This is a genomic window from Neisseria arctica (assembly GCF_022870905.1).
Taxonomy (GTDB): domain Bacteria; phylum Pseudomonadota; class Gammaproteobacteria; order Burkholderiales; family Neisseriaceae; genus Neisseria; species Neisseria arctica.
This window is the reverse complement of record NZ_CP091510.1, coordinates 1,096,473-1,116,683: the sequence shown is the minus strand read 5'-3', so window position 1 is coordinate 1,116,683 and position 20,211 is coordinate 1,096,473. Positions and strand designations below refer to the sequence as shown.

Below are 20,211 nucleotides of genomic sequence, written 5' to 3'. Positions count from 1 at the left end.
CAATCACACCATATCGGCAGCCTGCCGGAGATACCTTAGAGAGGCGGAACCTATGAAACAAGATTTAAGTAAAATTACCTGTATAGAAGACTTACGCCGTGTAGCCAAGCGCAAAATGCCGAAAATGTTTTACGACTACATCGACTCAGGCTCATGGACGGAATCCACATACCGGGCAAACAGTGATGATTTCCAAGCCATCAAACTGCGTCAAAAAGTATTGGTTGATATGGAAGGCCGTTCACTGTCTGCCCCTATGTTGGGGCAAACATATACCATGCCTTTGGCAACCGCTCCTACGGGACTAACCGGCATGATGCACGCCGACGGCGAAATTCTGGCCGCACGCGCAGCAGAAAAATTCGGCATCCCCTTTTCGCTCTCCACCATGTCGATCTGCTCAATCGAAGATATTGCCGAAAACACCTCGGCACCTTTCTGGTTTCAATTATATGTAATGCGCGATCGCGAGTTTATGGAAAACCTTATCCGCCGCGCCCAAGCCGCACAGTGTTCCGCCTTAATTCTCACCGCCGACCTGCAAATACTCGGTCAACGCCACAGGGATATTAAAAACGGCCTCTCCACCCCACCGAAACCCACCCTGAAAAATTGGCTCAATTTGGCCACCAAGCCGGAGTGGTGCTTAAGCATGCTCAATACCGAACGCCGTACTTTCCGTAATATCGTCGGCCATGCAAAAAGCATTACCGATGTTTCCTCGTTGTCTTCATGGACAGCCGAACAATTTGATCCCCGTTTAAGCTGGGACGACGTTGCCCGTATTAAAGATTTATGGGGCGGGAAGCTGATCATCAAAGGTATTTTAGATGCCGAAGATGCGGAAATGGCCGTCAAACACGGTGCAGATGCCATTGTTGTATCCAACCACGGAGGCCGCCAGCTCGACGGCGCGCTTTCAACCATCCGCGCCCTGCCCAATATCGTACAGGCTGTCGGCAGCAAAACCGAAGTATGGCTGGACAGCGGCATACGCAGCGGCCAAGATATGCTCAAAGCCTGGGCTCTTGGCGCCCGCGGTTTTATGACAGGCCGCGCTTATCTTTACGGTTTGGGCGCATACGGAGAACAAGGCGTTACCCGAGCGTTGGAAATACTTTATAAAGAAATGGATATCACTATGGCATTTACCGGTCATCGAAATCTTGCCGACGTAGATAAAAACATTTTGATAAAAGGCACTTATCCCGAGCCTTACTAAAAAATGCCGTCTGAAAAATTTTCAGACGGCATTTTTTAAAAGACAAACTTTGCAAAATAAGTCATCTACGCCATACCGGTTATATGAAAACGACTGCTATTTTTGAATACCTTATCAACCCTATCTTAAAGTTTGCGGAACACTTATCAATTCTCTGGCCTCTTGACCCTAACCCCGCGTAAAGGTTTATAGTATAGCCGTCTGAAAACATTTTTTAGGAAAACACAATGAAAACGGTTACCTTAAATATCGAAGGCATGACTTGCGGCGGTTGTGTTAACAGTGTTACACGCATACTTGAAGCAGTAGAAGGCGTGGAAAAAGCACACGTAGACTTGGCCTCGGGCCGTGCCGTTATTAATATCGCGGAAGGTAAAACCGATACGGCCCAACTGATTGAAGCAATTGAAAACGCCGGGTTCGACGCATCTCTGCCTGCATGAATCCCCTGCCTAATTAAATTTAAATATTATATTCGGAAGGCCTGTCAAAAAACTTACAGGCCGTCTGAAAACCATCTTTTCGGATTATCAATGCGGTAATGCCAATACAGGATGGCAGCACGCAAAACTTATAAAGTGCGGCGAACCTAAAGCATTTTCCATTTCGGAATATTTATAAAAAATTTCAGCCTACCGCTTCCGCATTCCCACATCCGGCCGTTAAAAAACGGCTCACGCCAACGGAACGACTATGCAGCAAAAAGCCCGTTTCAGCATCAGCGGCATGACCTGCCAAGCCTGCGCCAGCCGAATTGAAAAAGTGCTGAACAAAAAAGATTTTATTAGCGAAGCAAACGTCAACTTCGCCAGTGAAGAAGCCGTCGTTACTTTTGACGGCGAAATCAGCAATAATGAGGCCATCGCCGCCATTATCCGCCAAGCCGGCTTTGAGGCTACTTTGCAAACCGAAAGCGGGCCAACCACTACTACGGCTGCCGAACATCCCTCCCATTTACACCTATGGCTGCTATTAGCCATCAATATCCCGTTTATCATCGGCATGGCCGGTATGCTGCTCGGGCAGCATCATTGGATGCTGCCGCCTATATGGCAATTTGTCTTGGCCAGCATAGTCCAACTTTGGCTTGCCACGCCCTTTTACCGTGGCGCATGGGCATCGGTAAAAGGCGGTTTGGCCAATATGGACGTCTTGGTTTCACTCGGCACGCTTGCTATTTATTTGTATTCCGCATTTATTTTATTCGCCCATCCGTCCGGCCACGGCACGCAAGCCCATGTTTATTTTGAAGCCGGTGTGATGGTTATCGGCTTTGTCAGCTTGGGTAAGTTTTTAGAACAGCGTACAAAAAAAGCAAGCCTCAACAGTTTGGGCGAACTGCTCACCCTTACACCCAAACAAGTCAATGTGGAGCGAAACGGCAGTTGGCAAACCTTACCCTTAAACCAAGTCCGCACCGGAGAACTTATCCGTGCCGGTTTGGGAGAGCGCATAGCCGCAGATGGCGTTGTGGAAAGCGGCAATGGCTGGGCCGATGAAAGCCATCTTACGGGAGAATCCAATCCCGAAGCAAAAACCGTAGGCAGTAGGGTATTGGCAGGCGCTATGATAACCGGAGGCAGCATCACCTACCGAGCCGAACATTTCGGCAGCCAAACCCTATTGGGCGATATGATGGCCGCACTGGCCGAAGCACAAGGCAGTAAAGCCCCTATAGCCCGTGTGGCGGATAAAGTGGCAGCCGTTTTCGTACCGGCAGTAGTCGGTATTGCGCTGTTAACGTTTGTCATCACGGGATATCTTACATCCGATTGGGTAAACGCCCTGATGAATGCCGTTGCCGTCTTGGTGATTGCCTGCCCGTGCGCACTCGGCTTGGCGACGCCTGCCGCCATCATGGTGGGAATGGGCAAAGCGGTTAAACACGGTATCTGGTTTAAAGACGCTGCCACTATGGAAGAAGCCGCCCGTGTCGATACTGTCGTACTTGATAAAACAGGCACACTCACCCAAGGTCGGCCAAAAGTTGCCGCCGTATGGCTTGCACCCGACAGCGGCTATAATGAAAACAGCCTTTACCGTGCTGCCGCTGCAGTCGAACAATATGCCAAACATCCTTTGGCCGATGCAGTGATTAATGCTGCCAAAGAACGGCAGTTGGATATTCCTGACGCCGAAAATATTGTAATAGAGGCCGGGGCAGGTATTTCTGCCGATGTTTCGGAATATGGTAGGGTTTGTGTGGGCAAACCGGAATGGTGCGGTATCTCACCGCCCCAAGACATGGATGCTGTTTGGCAGATTTCGAGTTTGGTTGCGGTATCCGCCGACAACGGCCCTATCGGCATATTTGCACTGGCAGACGAATTGAAAGCCGATACTGCCGAAGCTATCCGCCGTCTTCAGGAGAAAAATATCGATATTCATATAATGAGTGGGGATCGCCCGGAAGTTGTAGCTTATATTGCACAAAAGCTAAACATCAAACATGCCAAAGGCAATATGAACCCGCGTGAAAAAGCCGCCGCTATTCAAGCCTTGCGCCATAAAGGCCGAACCGTAGCCATGGTGGGAGACGGCATTAATGATGCGCCTGCATTAGCCGCTGCCAATATCGGCTTTGCCATGAAAAACGGCGCGGATATTGCGGAATCCGCAGCCTCTGCTACCCTGATGCAGCACTCGGTCAATCAAATGGTTGATGCCCTGTTAATTTCTCGCGCCACGCTGAAAAATATCAAACAAAATCTATTTTTTGCATTTATCTATAATATCTTAGGCATTCCGCTGGCGGCATTTGGCCTGCTCAACCCGATTATCGCCGGAGCCGCTATGGCTTTAAGTTCGGTATCCGTATTAGCCAATGCCCTTCGACTTAAAAACACAAAGGTTCATTAACCGCACTTTTATGATTAAAAAGGCCGTCTGAAAATTTTCAGACGGCCTTTTAAAATAAATTTAACGTGTTACCGGTTTGTATTTAATCCGTTTCGGCTTCGCACCTTCTTCACCCAAACGGCGTTTTTTATCGGCTTCGTATTCCTGATAGTTGCCATCGAAGAACACCCATTTTGAATCGCCTTCGCATGCCAAAATATGTGTGGCAATGCGGTCAAGGAACCAGCGGTCGTGCGAAATCACCATCACGCTACCGGCAAATTCCAGCAAAGCATCTTCAAGGGCACGCAGGGTTTCTACATCCAAATCATTGGAGGGTTCGTCCAGCAACAATACGTTGCCGCCCGCCAAAAGGGTTTTGGCCAAGTGCAGACGGCCGCGCTCACCACCTGAAAGATTGCCGGCAATTTTACTTTGGTCGCTGCCTTTGAAGTTAAAACGGCCCAAGTAAGCACGGGCGGGAATTTCAAACTGCCCTACCTGCAAAATATCGCGGCCTTCGGCGATGGTATCGAATACGGTCTTATCGCTTTGCAAACCTTCGCGGCTTTGGTCAATCAAGCTCATTTTGACGGTTTGGCCGATTTTCACTTCACCCGAATCAGGCTGCTCTTTACCTGCAATCATTTTGAACAGGGTCGATTTACCGGCACCGTTGGGGCCGATAATGCCGACAATCGCACCGGGCGGCACTTTAAAGCTCAAGTCGTCAATCAGTACCTTATCGCCGAATGACTTGGAAACATTTACAAACTCAATCACTTCGTTACCCAAGCGCTCGGCCACAGGAATGAAGATTTCTTGTGTTTCATTGCGCTTTTGGTATTCGTAATTACTCATTTCCTCAAAACGCGCCAAACGGGCTTTTGATTTGGCTTGGCGGCCCTTGGTATTTTGGCGAACCCATTCCAATTCCTGTTTCATAGCCTTGATACGGGCAGCCTCGGATTTGGCTTCGTTGGCCAAACGCTGCTCTTTTTGCTCCAGCCATGAAGAATAGTTGCCTTTCCAAGGAATACCGTGGCCGCGGTCGAGCTCTAAAATCCACTCGGCGGCATTATCAAGGAAGTAGCGGTCGTGCGTAACCGCCACTACCGTTCCGGGGAAGCGCACCAAGAATTGCTCCAGCCATTCTACCGATTCGGCGTCCAAGTGGTTGGTCGGTTCGTCCAACAACAGCATATCGGGTTTGGACAACAGCAATTTGCACAAAGCCACGCGGCGTTTTTCACCGCCAGATAATACGCCGATTTTGGTATCCCAATCGGGCAGGCGCAGGGCATCTGCCGCAATTTCCAATTCATGCTCGGCACCGCCGCTTGTGCTGGAACCGGCGGCGATAATCGCTTCCAAACGCCCCTGTTCTTCTGCCAAAGCATCAAAGTCGGCATCCGGATCGGCATAAGCAGCATAAACTTCTTCCAAACGCTTTTGCGCATCGGCCACTTCACCCAAGCCGCTTTCTACCTCTTCGCGCACGGTTTTTTCAGGGTCAAGCTCCGGCTCTTGCGGCAAATAGCCGATTTTGATACCGCTCATCGGCACGGCTTCTCCTTCAAACTCTTTATCTACCCCGGCCATAATCCGCAACACGGTAGATTTACCCGCACCGTTCAAACCCAAAAGGCCGATTTTAGCGCCCGGAAAAAATGATAATGAAATATCTTTGATAATGGTTTTCTGCGGCGGAACTACTTTGCTCACGCGCAGCATAGAATATACATATTGGGCCATATTGCTCTCTGCTTGAAATAAACAATCGTTTTTCAGACGGCATGTTACGCCGGTTGGAATGAGGCCGTCTGAAAGTGAAAAATTGGTGCTTATTCTAACTGATAGCATCCAAATCACAAAACAAAAAACCCTGTAAATTCATGGAATGAAATAAATGGGTTTCTCTGTCTGCTAAATATTTCTATACCAATAAGCAGGCCGTCTGAAATTTTTTCAGACGGCCTCTCAAGATTTGTTATTCGGATCGCGTATATTTAAGCCCGGTTGAAAAATGGGTTATCCGAGAACCTCAATTTCCGATTGCTTCCTAATTTTTCTATTTAGTTGGCAGGTTTTAAAGAAACGGGTTCTTTAGCCGCCCCTTGGTGTTTGGCGCGCTGCTCTTTCATCTCTTGTTTGCCATGTTCTTTTCCATGCTCTTTTTTGCCGTGGCGGGCTTCTTTTTGATGATGTTCTTTTTTCTTACCATGCGCTTCTTTTGCCCCATGCTTTTTAGGAGCTTGCTTATTTAACTGCTGGGCAACCGGCTGTTTGCCGTTGGGCGCATCTTGCGGCACAAGCTGTTTCATCGGTGCAGCCATGAGGCCTGCGGAAACAAACAATAAAGAAACAAAAGTGGTGAATTTTTTCATGGTGATACTCCTAATATTTAGTGAAAGCACCGCGGTGCATATTGCCCTGCCGTGTTGGAACGAATCATAGACCGATCAGGGTTAACAGCTGTTATGCACTTGTAAAAAATCAACCGCATAATTGCCTGAAAAATTTCTCACTTGCATGTTTTAATAAAAAAACCGCCCGAAATCGAATATTTCTGGCGGTTTTTGTGAATTTCTATTAATTGGCGGAAACCGAAGCACCTTCGGCAGGTGCTTCTACTGAAGAAGCCGCACCAGAAGTATCAGCGGCAGAAGCTTCGGTTTGCAAATTTTGACCATTCAGAACATCAGCTGGCGAAGCAGCAGAAGCACTTTGAACAGCCGGTTGTGCCGATTCGGTTTGCACTTGGATAGTAGGAGCGGCTACAGCAACGCCAACCAAAGCCAATACTGATAAGGATACGGCGATTTTTTTCATAACTAAAAATCCTCTCTTCATTTAAAATTTGAGAAACGACATGTTTTGTTAACATGTATCTTTCAGAAAGGCTCTAGAGTAAAAAGTTCAAATTATTTCTAACGTAAGCAACAAATACCTCTTACAATTCGAATCTTTAATCTTATTCAAACACTTAATTTACAAAAGAAAACAGCCTTCCGTCAAACTGGAAGGCCGTCTGAAAAATAATTTCTCGGCGAGGCGTATCAACCCAATGAAACCATTTCAATCTGCTCCATGCTGCGGCCTAAAAAACGCTCGCCTATAGTTCGGAAGCGCAAGGGGATATCACTAACATAGAAACGGTAATCGGGCGCCGGGTTATCGGTATTAAGCAAGTCTGCTTCAGCCAATGCACGTGCGGTCGCTTCGGCTGTTGTGATGGCGGAATCCACCAATGCAATACCAGGTGCTTCCCTGCGGATAAGGGGTTTCAATAATGGATAATGCGTGCAACCCAACACCAGCGTATCAATATCTTCTGCCAACAGAGGTTTGAGATATTCGCGTACCGTTAACCTCGTTACCTCATGGTCAAGCCAACCTTCTTCTACCAGAGGCACCAACAAAGGAGCCGCTTGCGACTGCACCCGCGTATCGGCATTGCAGCTGTGAATAGCACGGGCATATGCGTTGCTGTTTACCGTAGTGCTTGTCGCAATAACGCCGATATAGTTGGTTTGCGTAGTATTGAGCGCTGCCTCGGCTCCCGCCGTAATCACATCCAATACCGGCATGTTACCCGCCATTGTCCGCACCTTCTGACCTGCAACGGCAGCAATGGTATTACAGGCGATCACCAAGGCCTTAACATCATTTTGCAAAAGAAAATCAACAATTTGAGCGGTAAAAGATTCAATCGTGGAACGGGACTTCACACCATAGGGCACACGGGCCGTATCACCGAAATAAACGATATTTTCCATCGGCAAACGCTCCATCAATGCACGCACATTGGTAAGACCGCCCACGCCAGAATCAAACACACCGATAGGACGCTGCTTATTATTCATTACTCAACCAAAATATCCGATTAAAAAGTGTTTTACATTACAACAATTATTCAAGAAGTTCGCATCATTATTTAAACCTAATAGAAAAACTAAAAATCCAATGTTATGAAACCAAATGCTTCCCAAACAATCAATATCTGGCAAAAGCCTGCCATCTTATTTTTCAGACGGCATGAAGCTTATCACCCTAAGGCATTGTATTGTACTCCCGTTTCCGAATACCCGAAACAAACGCCGCCACTGCGGGTGCAGAACAAAGCAAACAATAGTCTTAGCCGCTAAAATATGACCGAATCATGAAAAATCAGGTATTTTTTAGTCTATTTAAACAAATTTAGCGATTTACAAGGTTTGCAAACCGTTACAATTACCGCATAATTAGCGTTTGTTCCGAAATATTTACCGGGGTTGCCCGGCAAGGCACATACTATGACAGCATCCACTCCGATAACACACTACCTGACCGACGAGGCGGCCACTTTGGCTCTGGGCGGCAGCTTGGCGCCCGGCCTGACGGCGCCTCTGGTGATTTATCTGGATGGTGATCTCGGTGCCGGCAAAACTACCTTTACCCGCGGCCTATTACGCGGACTCGGCCATCAAGGCGCAGTTAAAAGCCCTACCTATACATTGGTCGAATCTTATCCGCTTGAGCGGTTTACCCTTCATCATTTCGATCTCTACCGCTTTGGCAGCCCCGAAGAATGGGATGATGCCGGTTTAGATGAATTATTCGACAACCGCAGCATCTGCCTCATCGAATGGCCGCAACAGGCAGAAGGTTTCGTACCGCCTGCCGACCTTACCGCCGCCCTCAAACGCTCAGGCGACGGCCGCTCCCTCACCCTAACCGCACATACCGATATCGGCAGAAAAAGTTTAGAAGTATGGTCAAACCAATTACCCGCCGCCGCGTTTTAAGTAGTGCCGCCGGCTTGTTGTTCACAGTTACACCATTAGGCGCACTGGCAAAAGCCGCTCCTGAGTTTGTAGCTGTCCGCATCTGGCCTGCCAACGCCTACACCCGTATCACGCTCGAAGCCTCCCAAGCGCTCAAATACAAGCACTTTACCCTAAGTAACCCGTCCCGTTTGGTAGTGGATATCGAGGGTTCGACATTAAACAATGTATTGCAAAGCATCAATACCAAAGTTCAAAAAAGCGACCCTTATATCGCCAACATACGGGTTGGACAAAATACCGCGACTACCGTACGGGTTGTGATTGATTTGAAACAAACAGTCAACCCGCAAGTATTTACTCTGGCACCGATCGCCAATTTCCGAAACCGCTTGGTTATCGACCTTTACCCATCTGCTGCCGTAGCGGCTGCCGCCGAAGCAAACGATCCTTTAATGGCGCTGCTCGAAGACTATACGCAAGGCCGCATCCGCAGCGACGGCACGGGTAGCGGCGGCAACGTCCCCCCTGTACAAGACCGCCAACCCGCTATTGTCGACACTCCGCCGCCTACAGATACCCGCCGCAGTAACCGCAAACCGATTATCGTGCTTGATCCCGGTCATGGCGGCGAAGATCCGGGCGCTATCGGCCCCAGCGGCCTACGTGAAAAAAACGTTGTCTTGGCAATTGCCCGCGAAACCAAAAAACGATTGGACGCTATGGGCTACCAAACCTATATGACGCGTAATGAAGATGTTTTCATCCCATTAGGCGTGCGTGTCGCCAAAGCCCGATCACTTAAAGCGGATATTTTCGTGTCTATCCATGCCGATGCTTTTACCAGCCCTTCGGCACGCGGCACAGGCGTTTATGCGCTCAGCACACGCGGCGCGACCAGTGCGGCCGCCCGCTTTCTCGAGCAAACGCAAAATAATGCCGACTTAATCGGCGGCGTACAAAAAGTGGGAAACAAACAAGTCGACAGCGCTCTTCTTGATATGACCCAAACGGCTACAATCAAAGACAGCTTAGTACTCGGCCGCAGGGTGTTGGACGAGCTGGGCAAGCTCAACAAACTGCATAAAGGTTATGTTGACCAAGCCAACTTCGCCGTTTTGCGCGCCCCGGATATTCCCTCTATTTTGGTAGAAACGGCTTTCCTATCGAACCCTACCGAAGAAAAACTATTGGCCAGCGCCTCATTCCGCCAGCAAAGTGCAAATGCAATCGCCCAAGGCATCCGCAGTTATCTAAGCAACGCCGTATTAGCACGCCGTTAAACCAAAATGATCAAAGGCCGTCTGAAAATACGTTTTCAGACGGCCTTTTCAATCAATTTTCCTCTAAGCCGATATTACTCTTTCAACAAACGCCGCTCATATACCGCTTGCGCCAACGTACCCGCATCCACATATTCCAGTTCGCCACCCAAAGGCATCCCGCGTGCCAAACGGCTTACTTTATACGGCAGGTTTTTAAACAGCTCCGACAATATATAGGCGGTCGCATCGCCTTCGGCTGTAAAATTAGTAGCGATAATGATTTCTTCGGTTTCGCTTTCCTTCAACCGCTCTACCAGCCGCTCTAATGCAATATGGCTCAAATCCATCCCTTGCACGGGGTTAACCTGTCCCATCAATACAAAATACAAGCCGTCGTGACAATGCGCCGCCTCCATACTCGCCACATCCGCCGGCATATGCACAATCATCAAACGGCGGCGGTCGCGTTTTTCATCGGCGCATATATCGCAATATTCATGTTCGCAAAACGTATTGCAACCGGCGCAATGGCGTACTTGTTTCAAGGCATATTGCAACGCTTCAACCAATTCGGCCGCACCGCTCCGGTTGTGCTGCAAAAGTTGGTATGCCATACGCTGTGCCGATTTCGGGCCGACATTGGGTAATATTTTCAAGGCATCAATCAGGCGGTTAAAAGCATCGGTAGGTTTCTGCATAGACTTCAAACAAGCAAATAAAAAGTAGCATATTATAACCTCGTTGGCGTGCGGCCGCACCGCTGCAAAACAGATCCATACCGGCTGATCTTTTCCCGAAAAAGTAAAAAAACTTTTATAATCATCAGGCCGTTCCACCTCTGTATTCTTTCAATACGGCACAACAGCCATTTTTATTTTCATGAAAGTCCCGTTATGCCTACTACTTTGCTTAGCCGCCATAAAATGTTCAATGGCCACCATGAGCGTCACCGTCATTACTCGAATGCAAACGGCTGTGAGATGACTTTCTCCATTTACCTGCCGCCGCAAGCATTGCAAGGTTACCGCGTTCCCGTTCTCTACTGGCTTTCAGGGCTAACCTGTACCGATGAAAATTTCTCAACCAAATCTGGGGCGCAACGCTATGCGGCACAATGGGGAATGGCTTTGGTTATACCCGACACTTCTCCGAGGGGCAGCGATATTGCTGATGACGACCGTTATGATTTGGGGCAAGGCGCGGGGTTTTATGTGAATGCCACCGAAAAACCTTGGGTCGCACACTATCAAATGTACGACTATATTACGCACGAGCTGCCGGCCCTGATTGAAACCGAATTTCCCGTCAGCGACCAACGCAGTATCTCCGGTCATAGCATGGGCGGACACGGTGCCCTGCAAATCGCACTAAAAAATCCCACGCGCTATGCCGCCGTATCGGCATTCGCACCGATCGTCAATCCGAGCGAAACACCTTGGGGACAGCAAGCATTCTCAGCTTATTTGGGCGGCCAAACTGAAAATTGGCTGGCCTACGACAGTACGGCACTTATTAAACGCTGCGCACACCCGCTGCCGATACTGATTGATCAAGGCGATGCCGATGAATTTTATCCGCATGAGTTACAACCGGAAAAATTTATAGCCGCCGCTCGTGCCAACCGCTTCCACGTTCAATATAACCTCCGCCCCGGCTACGACCACAGCTACTACTTTGTAGCCAGCTTTATCGGTACGCATATCGAATTCCATGCCGATGCCTTGGGTTTGTAAGCGGTAATTTCAGACGGCCTGTTTCGCAATAAGCGGCTTATACCAAATCAAAATAGGCCGCAAACCATAATAGATACGGTGGAGCTGAAATGATGTTTGGATACTGCGGGCCGTCTGAAGTATCGCAAACCTTATAAAATAAAATGAATAATAACGATTTACAAAAACGCTTCAACGAAATTTTCCAAGCCTCACGGATGCAAACCGATGTAGCTTGGGCTTTGCGTGCCCAAAGGTTGCAACGGCTGGAACACATGGTGCGGGACAACGAAGCCGCGTTGGTTAAAGTTATCTGTACAGACTTCGGCAACCGCAGCCGGCACGAAACCGCTCTATTGGAGGTTTTTCCTACTCTGGCTGCTATCCGTCACGCTCTCAAACACGGCCGTCGTTGGATGAAGCCGCGGAAAGTTGCTACAGACTGGTGGTTTTGGCCTGCCCGTAACCGAATTATTCCACAGCCTTTGGGTATTATCGGCATAGTCGCTCCTTGGAATTATCCGCTGTTTCTCACCACCGGGCCATTGGTCGGCGCACTGGCGGCGGGCAACCGCGTTATGATCAAAACATCCGAGTTTGCTCCTGCTTTTGCCCAATGGCTTTCAGAAACCGTACCGCAATATTTTGCAAAAGATGAAGTTGCCGTTATCAACGGCGGGGCTGACACTGCCGCTGCGTTTTGTTCCCTGCCTTTCGATCATTTGCTATTTACCGGCTCAACAGAAATCGGCAGAAAAGTTATGCAGGCCGCCGCTGAAAATCTCACGCCGGTTACGCTCGAATTAGGCGGCAAATCACCGGCATTGGTGCTGCCCGATGCCGACTTACCTCACGCTGTCGCGCGCATTATGGCGGGAAAACTACTCAATGCCGGGCAAACCTGTATCGCTCCCGATTACGTTTTGTTACCACAAAACCTAGTTGGCGAATTTACACTCCAGGCACGTCAATGGGTAAGCAAGCACTATCCCGATTATGAAAACAATCCCGATTACACCCACATCATCAATGAAAAACAAACCGGCCGTCTGAAAGCCATGCTTGCCGAAGCCCAAACCGCCAGAGCAAAAATCGAAGCATTAGGCCCTGTATCCGCAAACAGCAATTGTCTGCCGCCGCATCTGATCAGAAATGCCCCCGATACAACCGCACTCATGCAAGAGGAAATATTCGGCCCGCTACTGCCGCTGGTGGCTTATGAAACACCCAGTCATGCGCTATCATATATCCGTTCCCGCCCACGGCCTTTGGCACTGTATGTTTTCGGGCAAAACAAGGGAGAAATCGAAAACGTATTACGCCAAAGCGTATCCGGCGGAGTTTCTGTGAATGACACGATTTTTCATGCCGCCCAAGAAAACTTACCCTTCGGCGGAATCGGTGCTTCGGGTATCGGCGCGTATCATGGACAAACCGGTTTTGATACGTTCTCACACCTCAAACCTGTTTTTTACCAAGCCAAAGCCAACACTGCCTCTTGGCTTGCCCCGCCTTACGGGAAACGGCTGGAAATACTGTTGAAAATATTGAAACGCAGCTGATTGCTCATTAAGAGATATGCCGGACACAAGCTTGCGCCAAACATTAAAATGCTTTCCGAATATTTTCAGATGGCATCGCAATCTCTATGGATATATTTTGATTATTTCTAAAAATCGGTTCTACGGCATTGTCTGATGAAAAGTACCTCCGAAATCTCAACTCCGGAGGATTTGCGCCCGATAACAATTTATCCCGGTCTGTTTTGCCCGATGCCGACAACGGATTCAATACAAAAGAAAACTGTTAAAATACCGCTTTATTGCAATCAATGCCGTCTGAAAAATATATCCAAACGGCATCTACATAAGCCTTTCCCTGATACTTTATGAATTACACCGTTCCCGCTCCCGCACAAAAAACCTTCTGGCCCGGCCTTTCCCGCGGCAGCCTGCCCCTATATCTCACACAAAACTTACCGGCCAAACCATTAAAAATCATTCTTACCCAAGATACGGAGCAGGCTTTGCGGCTCCAAGCGGCATGGCGTTTCTTCAAACCCCATGATATATGCGTATTCTTACCCGACTGGGAAACCCTTCCTTACGAACGCTTTTCACCGCACCAAGATTTGGTTTCGGAAAGGTTGGCGGCATTATGGCAGTTGAAAAACGGTCAAGCCGATGTTTTATTTGTACCGGTTGCCACCGCCATGCAGAAACTTGCTCCCGCATCGTTTATGAGCGCGCGCACCTTTTGGCTGAAAACCGGACAAACACTCGATATCAACGCCTTGCGTGAAAATTTGGTCGAAGCAGGTTACAACAGTGTGAGCAATGTGGTTGCAAGCGGCGAATTTGCCGTACGCGGCGGTATAGTCGACCTGTTTCCAATGGGCAGCGAAATGCCCTACCGCTTGGATTTGTTTGATGATGAAATCGACAGCATCAAAACTTTCGACCCCGACAGCCAGCGCACCATTGCCCCCGTCAGCGAAATCCGCCTGTTGCCCGCCCACGAATTCCCCACCGATCACGAAGCACAAAAAATCTTCCGTACCCGTTTCCGCGAAGAAATCGAAGGCGACCCTTCGGAAGCAGCGGTTTATAAAAGTGTCAGCAAAGGCCATTTTGGTGCGGGCGTCGAATACTACCTGCCGCTTTTTTTCGAACAAGAGTGTGCCAACCTGTTTGATTATGCGGGAGAAGAAGCCATTGTTGTTTGTATCGGCGATGTACATGCGGCAGCCGCACGGTTTTGGAAAGATGTAAAAACACGGTTTACCATGGCACAAGGCGACGAAACCTATCCGCCTTTGCATCCACGGCATTTGTATCTCAGTGATAACGAGTTTTCCAGCCGTCTGAAAACCTACCCTCAAATCCAACCCGATATCGACAGCCCTACCCATACTCTGCCCAACGTCGCGGTAAACCGCCAGGCAGATATGCCTCTTGAAGCTTTAAAAGATTTTCAAGCCAGATTCGACGGCCGTATTCTCTTATGTGCCGAAAGCCTTGGGCGACGGGAAACCATGCTTGGTTTTACGCAGCAGCACAATCTGAAAATCAAACCGATTGCCGATTGGCAAAGCTTTCTGTCCGATAGCGCCAAACTGATGCTCACCGTTGCCCCGCTGTCTTTCGGTTTCTGTTTGCCCGATAAAAAGATAGCGGTGATTACCGAATCCGATCTATATCAATATGTAGCGCGCAGCAATCACCGGCGCCGAAAACACACCGCCGTTTCAGACGGCCTTTTACGTGACCTGGCCGAGATCAATATCGGCGACCCCGTTGTACACGAAGATCACGGCATTGGCCGCTACATGGGCTTAGTCAATATGGATTTGGGAGAAGGCAACAGTGAAATGATGTTGCTGGAATATGCCGATGAAGCACAATTGTATGTACCCGTATCCCAGCTTCATCTGATCAGCCGTTATGCCGGACATGCAGCCGAAAGCGTACAACTGCACAAACTGGGCAGCGGCAGTTGGAGTAAAGCCAAACGCAAAGCTGCCGAAAAAGCCCGCGATACAGCGGCCGAACTGCTCAACCTTTATGCACAAAGAGCCGCGCAAGAGGGTCATAAATTCGAACTGAATGAAGTCGATTACCAAGCCTTTGCAGACGGCTTCGGTTATGAAGAAACCGAAGACCAGGCCGCGGCCATCGCCGCCGTATTGAAAGACCTTACCCAAGGCAAACCGATGGACAGGCTGGTGTGCGGAGATGTCGGCTTTGGTAAAACCGAAGTGGCACTGCGCGCCGCTTTTGTTGCCGTGATGGGAGGGAAACAAGTGGCCGTGCTCGCCCCCACCACGCTACTCGTCGAACAACACGCGCAAAATTTTGCCGACCGCTTTGCCGATTTTCCAGTAAAAGTCGCCCAACTATCCCGTTTCAACACAAGCAAAGCCACCAAAGAAACCTTGCAAGGCATGGCCGATGGAACAGTCGACATCGTTATCGGCACCCACAAACTCGTTCAGCCCGATATCGAATTTAAAAATCTGGGCTTGGTTATTATTGACGAAGAGCACCGTTTTGGCGTCCGCCAAAAAGAACAGCTCAAACGCTTGCGTGCCAATGTCGACATACTTACCCTAACTGCCACCCCGATTCCGCGCACCCTCAGTATGGCTTTGGACGGCTTGCGTGACTTTTCCCTGATTACCACCGCACCCAGCCGCCGCCTCGCCGTCAAAACCTTTGTCAAACCCTTCAGCGAGGCCACCGTACGCGAAGCCGTATTGCGCGAACTCAAACGCGGAGGACAGGTTTTCTTCTTGCACAATGAAGTCGACACCATAGAGAACATGCACGAGCGCCTCGCCGAACTCCTACCCGAAGCCCGCATCGGCGTTGCTCACGGACAATTAAGGGAACGCGAACTGGAACAAGTCATGCGCGACTTCCTGCAACAACGTTTCAATATCCTGCTCTGTTCCACCATTATCGAAACAGGTATCGACATACCCAATGCCAACACCATCATTATTAACCGCGCCGACAAATTCGGCCTGGCACAGCTACACCAATTACGCGGACGCGTAGGACGCAGCCATCACCAGGCTTATGCCTACCTGCTCACACCCGAATACATCACCAAAGACGCCGAAAAACGCTTAGATGCCATTGCTGCTGCCGACGAACTCGGAGCCGGATTTACCCTAGCCATGCAAGACCTCGAAATTAGGGGTGCCGGCGAAATTCTCGGCGAAGGGCAAAGCGGTGAAATGATGCAAGTTGGCTTTACCCTATACACCGAAATGCTCAAACAAGCCGTGCGTGATCTTAGAAAAGGCCGCGTACCTGATTTGGACGCTCCTCTCGGCGTAACCACCGACATCAAACTGCATAGCCCCGCACTACTGCCCGAAAGCTACTGTCCGGACATCCATGAACGCCTCGTACTCTACAAACGCTTGGCTGCTTGTGATAACCAAGCCTGTATCAACACCATACACGAAGAGCTTGTCGACCGTTTCGGACTCCCCGAGCAGCCGGTTAAAACCCTACTCGAAAGCCACCGCCTGCGTCTCGAATCCAAAGCACTCGGTATTGATGCCATTGATGCAAACAGCGATGCCTTAACCCTCACCTTCGGCAAAAACCACACTATTGATCCTACGGAAATCATCCTACTGATCCAAAACAATAAAAACTACCGTCTTGCCGGGCAAGACAAACTACGGGTAGAAGCAGTCATGGACAATATTGATACACGCATCCAAACCGTAAAAACCGTTTTGAAGAAACTGCAAGGAAAATAAAGCATATTATCCCCCGTACAATCACACAGGCAGTTTGCCTTACCTAAAATAGTAAGCCGTCTGAAAAATTACTTCCCATAATAATCGGTTAATTTTTCAGACGGCTTAAGCGGATAAAGACCGAAAAGCAACTTTACAAATATCGGCCGAACGCAGAAAATCAAGCATTGGATATGCAGTCGCATATAAATATGCGGCTTGACAATATCGCTGTTTTTTATTTTAAAGCGGATAATATGCAATCAAAGCGATTTAAAAATTTCATCAAAATAAAACAAAAGTAAATTTTTTGTATACTTTTTCTTATTTTATGAGATAATAAATAAGAAAATATTTAACCCCAACGAGAGCCAATATGTCAGACGAAAAAAGTAAAGCACTAGCCGCCGCCCTTGCACAAATTGAAAAAAGCTTCGGCAAAGGTTCCATTATGAAAATGGACGGCAGCCACAAAGATGAAAATCTCGAAGTCATCTCCACCGGTTCGCTCGGATTGGATTTGGCTCTCGGCGTAGGCGGCCTGCCCAGAGGTCGTATCGTAGAAATTTACGGCCCCGAATCTTCAGGTAAAACCACTCTTTGCTTGGAAACAATCGCACAGTGCCAAAAAAACGGCGGCGTCTGTGCGTTTATTGACGCAGAAAACGCATTCGACCCGATTTATGCCCGAAAACTCGGGGTAAAAGTAGAAGACCTTCTCGTATCCCAACCTGATACCGGTGAGCAGGCGCTGGAAATCTGCGATATGCTGGTTCGCTCCGGTGGTGTGGATATGGTTGTGGTCGATTCTGTTGCCGCATTGGTACCCAAAGCAGAAATCGAAGGCGAAATGGGCGATAGCCACGTCGGCTTGCAAGCCCGGTTGATGAGCCAAGCCTTGCGAAAGCTCACCGGTCATATCAAAAAAACCAATACCTTAGTTGTTTTCATCAACCAAATCCGTATGAAAATCGGCGTAATGTTCGGCAGCCCCGAAACGACTACCGGCGGTAATGCGTTGAAATTCTATTCATCCGTCCGCCTGGATATCCGCCGTACCGGCCAAATTAAAAAAGGTGAAGACGTTATTGGTAACGAAACCAAAGTAAAAGTTATCAAAAATAAAGTCGCCCCCCCTTTCCGCCAAGCTGAATTCGATATTCTGTATGGCGAAGGCGTAAGCTGGGAAGGTGAATTGATCGATATCGGTGTAAAACACAATATTATTGAAAAATCAGGCGCATGGTATAGCTACAACGGCCAAAAAATAGGCCAAGGCAAAGATAACGTACGTATTTGGTTGAAGGAAAACCCTGAAATCGCCAACGAAATTGATACGAAAATCCGCTCTGCCGTAGGCGTTGATATGGAAATTACGGAAGGTAAGCTGGATGATACAGACGGCGAGATGCCCGAAGAATAACATCAGATTTGCCTAACTACCCTAGGCCGTCTGAAACATGATTTTCAGACGGCCTTTTTCCAACTTTTATCTAAAAACTGCTATACTCGCCAAGATAAATTTACATTACATCAGGCTGTTTGAAACATGATTACGCTGCAACAGTTCCAACAACAGGCCGAAGCCGGTTACAACCGTATTCCGCTGGTACAAGAGCTTTTGGCCGATCTTGATACCCCGCTTTCACTTTACCTCAAACTTGCCAACCGCCCTTACACTTACTTATTGGAATCTGTCGTAGGCGGCGAACGTTTCGGCCGCTACTCTTTTATCGGTTTGCCCTGCCGTACTTACCTGAAAGCCTCCGGCAAACAAGTTGAAGTTTATCAAGACGGTGAGGCAATTGAGCATTACGAAGGTAATCCTCTTCACTTTATCGAAGCCTTTCACAATCGTTTTAAAACACCGGAGATTCCGGGGCTGCCGCGCTTTACCGGCGGTTTGGTCGGCTATTTCGGTTATGAAACCATCTACCACTTCGAGCACTTCGCCCATCGTTTCCGTCAAAATAACAAACTCGACACCATCGGTACGCCCGATATATTGCTGATGCTTTCCGAAGAGCTGGCTGTTGTCGATAACCTAAGCGGGAAAATATACCTGATTGTTTATGCTGATCCTTCCCAACAGGAAAGTTATCAAAAAGCGCGCGAACGCTTGGAAAGCCTGCGTATTGAATTACGGCAAACCTGTGCCATTCCTCTTTCTCTGGGTAGCACAGCCGCCAATCCGGAGCATGAAACAGGCGAAGAATTATACAAAAGCTATGTTCGTAAAATCCGCGAATACATTTTAAACGGCGACTGTATGCAAGTCGTACCCAGCCAGCGAATGAAGTTGAAATATACTGATAACCCCCTCAGTCTTTACCGCGCACTGCGTACGCTCAATCCGTCACCCTATATGTTTTATTACGATTTCGGTGATTTCCATATTGTCGGCTCCTCTCCTGAAATTTTGGTAAGACGTGAACGTGATCAAATTGTTGTCCGTCCGATTGCCGGTACGCGCCTGCGCGGCAAAACTCCCGCAGAGGATGCGGCATTAGAGCAAGATTTGCTCGGTGATGCTAAAGAAATTGCCGAACATGTTATGCTGATTGATTTGGGGCGTAACGATGTCGGACGCGTCAGCCAAACCGGTAAAGTCAACGTAACCGAAAAAATGGTTGTAGAGCGTTATTCTCATGTGATGCACATTGTTTCCAATGTAGAAGGCACACTCAAGCCCGGCATTTCTAATATGGATGTTTTGGCTGCAACCTTTCCGGCCGGTACATTATCCGGTGCCCCAAAAGTACGCGCCCTCGAAATCATCGAAGAGCTTGAGCCTGCCAAACGTTGTATCTACGGAGGGGCGGTCGGTTGCTGGAGCTTCAACAATGATATGGATTTAGCCATCGCCATCCGTACGGCAGTGATTAAAGATCAAACCCTATTTGTACAAAGTGGCGGCGGCATCGTGGCTGATTCGGATGAAGAAGATGAATGGCAGGAAACCCAAAATAAAGCCCGTGCCGTTTTGAGAGCGGCCCAAATGGTGCAAAACGGTTTGGATAAATAACCAAGGCAAGCTGTTTTTATCAATCATCAAGGCCGTCTGAAAAACTTCAGGCGGCCTTGTTATCGTTTGCATGTTTATACTTCCCTTACTTTCTTAGAACAAATTTTCATTCAAATCGCACTTCTC

Annotated in this window: 15 protein-coding genes; 10 read left to right on the top strand and 5 right to left on the bottom strand. The window is 48.6% G+C overall.

The window, feature by feature from the left end:
* Window positions 1-52: 52 nt before the first annotated feature.
* From LVJ86_RS05050 to LVJ86_RS05040, 3 genes are all read left to right on the top strand, one after another.
* Complete coding sequence (locus LVJ86_RS05050) at window positions 53-1,222, top strand: alpha-hydroxy acid oxidase (RefSeq protein WP_047761331.1); 1,170 nt, start codon at window positions 53-55, stop codon at window positions 1,220-1,222.
* Window positions 1,223-1,449: 227 nt separating this feature from the next.
* Window positions 1,450-1,665, top strand: a complete 216-nt coding sequence (locus LVJ86_RS05045; protein ID WP_047761330.1) for a heavy-metal-associated domain-containing protein — start codon at window positions 1,450-1,452, stop codon at window positions 1,663-1,665.
* 250 nt (window positions 1,666-1,915) lie between these two features.
* Window positions 1,916-4,081, top strand: a complete 2,166-nt coding sequence (locus tag LVJ86_RS05040; protein ID WP_047761329.1) for a heavy metal translocating P-type ATPase — start codon at window positions 1,916-1,918, stop codon at window positions 4,079-4,081.
* A gap of 60 nt (window positions 4,082-4,141) precedes the next feature.
* Here LVJ86_RS05040 and ettA read toward each other — a convergent pair whose 3' ends face one another.
* From ettA to murI, 4 genes are all read right to left on the bottom strand, one after another.
* Entirely contained in the window at window positions 4,142-5,815 is a 1,674-nt protein-coding gene (gene ettA, locus LVJ86_RS05035; RefSeq protein WP_047761328.1) for an energy-dependent translational throttle protein EttA, read from the bottom strand.
* Between the two features lie 320 nt (window positions 5,816-6,135).
* Window positions 6,136-6,447 (bottom strand): hypothetical protein, encoded by a 312-nt coding sequence (locus LVJ86_RS05030; protein ID WP_047761327.1) that lies wholly within the window; start codon window positions 6,445-6,447, stop codon window positions 6,136-6,138.
* Window positions 6,448-6,652: 205 nt separating this feature from the next.
* Window positions 6,653-6,892 carry a hypothetical protein gene (locus LVJ86_RS05025; RefSeq protein WP_047761326.1) on the bottom strand — a complete coding sequence of 80 codons (240 nt, stop codon included), beginning with the start codon at window positions 6,890-6,892 and terminating at the stop codon, window positions 6,653-6,655.
* Between the two features lie 227 nt (window positions 6,893-7,119).
* Entirely contained in the window at window positions 7,120-7,926 is an 807-nt protein-coding gene (gene murI, locus LVJ86_RS05020; RefSeq protein ID WP_047761325.1) for a glutamate racemase, read from the bottom strand.
* A gap of 429 nt (window positions 7,927-8,355) precedes the next feature.
* Between murI and tsaE the strand changes: the two genes are divergently transcribed.
* Together tsaE and LVJ86_RS05010 are read left to right on the top strand one after the other, a co-directional pair.
* Complete coding sequence (tsaE, locus tag LVJ86_RS05015; RefSeq protein ID WP_047761324.1) at window positions 8,356-8,847, top strand: tRNA (adenosine(37)-N6)-threonylcarbamoyltransferase complex ATPase subunit type 1 TsaE; 492 nt, start codon at window positions 8,356-8,358, stop codon at window positions 8,845-8,847.
* Entirely contained in the window at window positions 8,814-10,109 is a 1,296-nt protein-coding gene (locus LVJ86_RS05010; protein WP_047761323.1) for an N-acetylmuramoyl-L-alanine amidase, read from the top strand. Before tsaE ends, LVJ86_RS05010 begins: the two co-directional genes overlap by 34 nt.
* Window positions 10,110-10,183: 74 nt before the next feature.
* Here LVJ86_RS05010 and recR read toward each other — a convergent pair whose 3' ends face one another.
* Window positions 10,184-10,789, bottom strand: a complete 606-nt coding sequence (gene recR, locus LVJ86_RS05005; protein ID WP_047761369.1) for a recombination mediator RecR — start codon at window positions 10,787-10,789, stop codon at window positions 10,184-10,186.
* A gap of 195 nt (window positions 10,790-10,984) precedes the next feature.
* On the opposite strand from recR, the gene fghA reads away from it, so the two are divergent.
* The 5 genes from fghA (at window position 10,985) to trpE (ending at window position 20,085) form a co-directional block, all read left to right on the top strand.
* A complete protein-coding gene (gene fghA, locus LVJ86_RS05000) occupies window positions 10,985-11,824 on the top strand; it encodes an S-formylglutathione hydrolase (RefSeq protein WP_047761322.1) in 840 nt (279 codons plus the stop codon).
* Window positions 11,825-11,967: 143 nt separating this feature from the next.
* Complete coding sequence (locus LVJ86_RS04995; protein ID WP_053008344.1) at window positions 11,968-13,365, top strand: coniferyl aldehyde dehydrogenase; 1,398 nt, start codon at window positions 11,968-11,970, stop codon at window positions 13,363-13,365.
* Window positions 13,366-13,691: 326 nt separating this feature from the next.
* Window positions 13,692-17,081, top strand: coding sequence for a transcription-repair coupling factor (gene mfd, locus LVJ86_RS04990; protein WP_047761321.1), 3,390 nt, complete (start codon window positions 13,692-13,694; stop codon window positions 17,079-17,081).
* 355 nt (window positions 17,082-17,436) lie between these two features.
* A complete protein-coding gene (recA, locus tag LVJ86_RS04985; protein WP_047761320.1) occupies window positions 17,437-18,483 on the top strand; it encodes a recombinase RecA in 1,047 nt (348 codons plus the stop codon).
* A gap of 126 nt (window positions 18,484-18,609) precedes the next feature.
* Complete coding sequence (gene trpE / locus LVJ86_RS04980; protein WP_047761319.1) at window positions 18,610-20,085, top strand: anthranilate synthase component I; 1,476 nt, start codon at window positions 18,610-18,612, stop codon at window positions 20,083-20,085.
* Window positions 20,086-20,211: the final 126 nt, after the last annotated feature.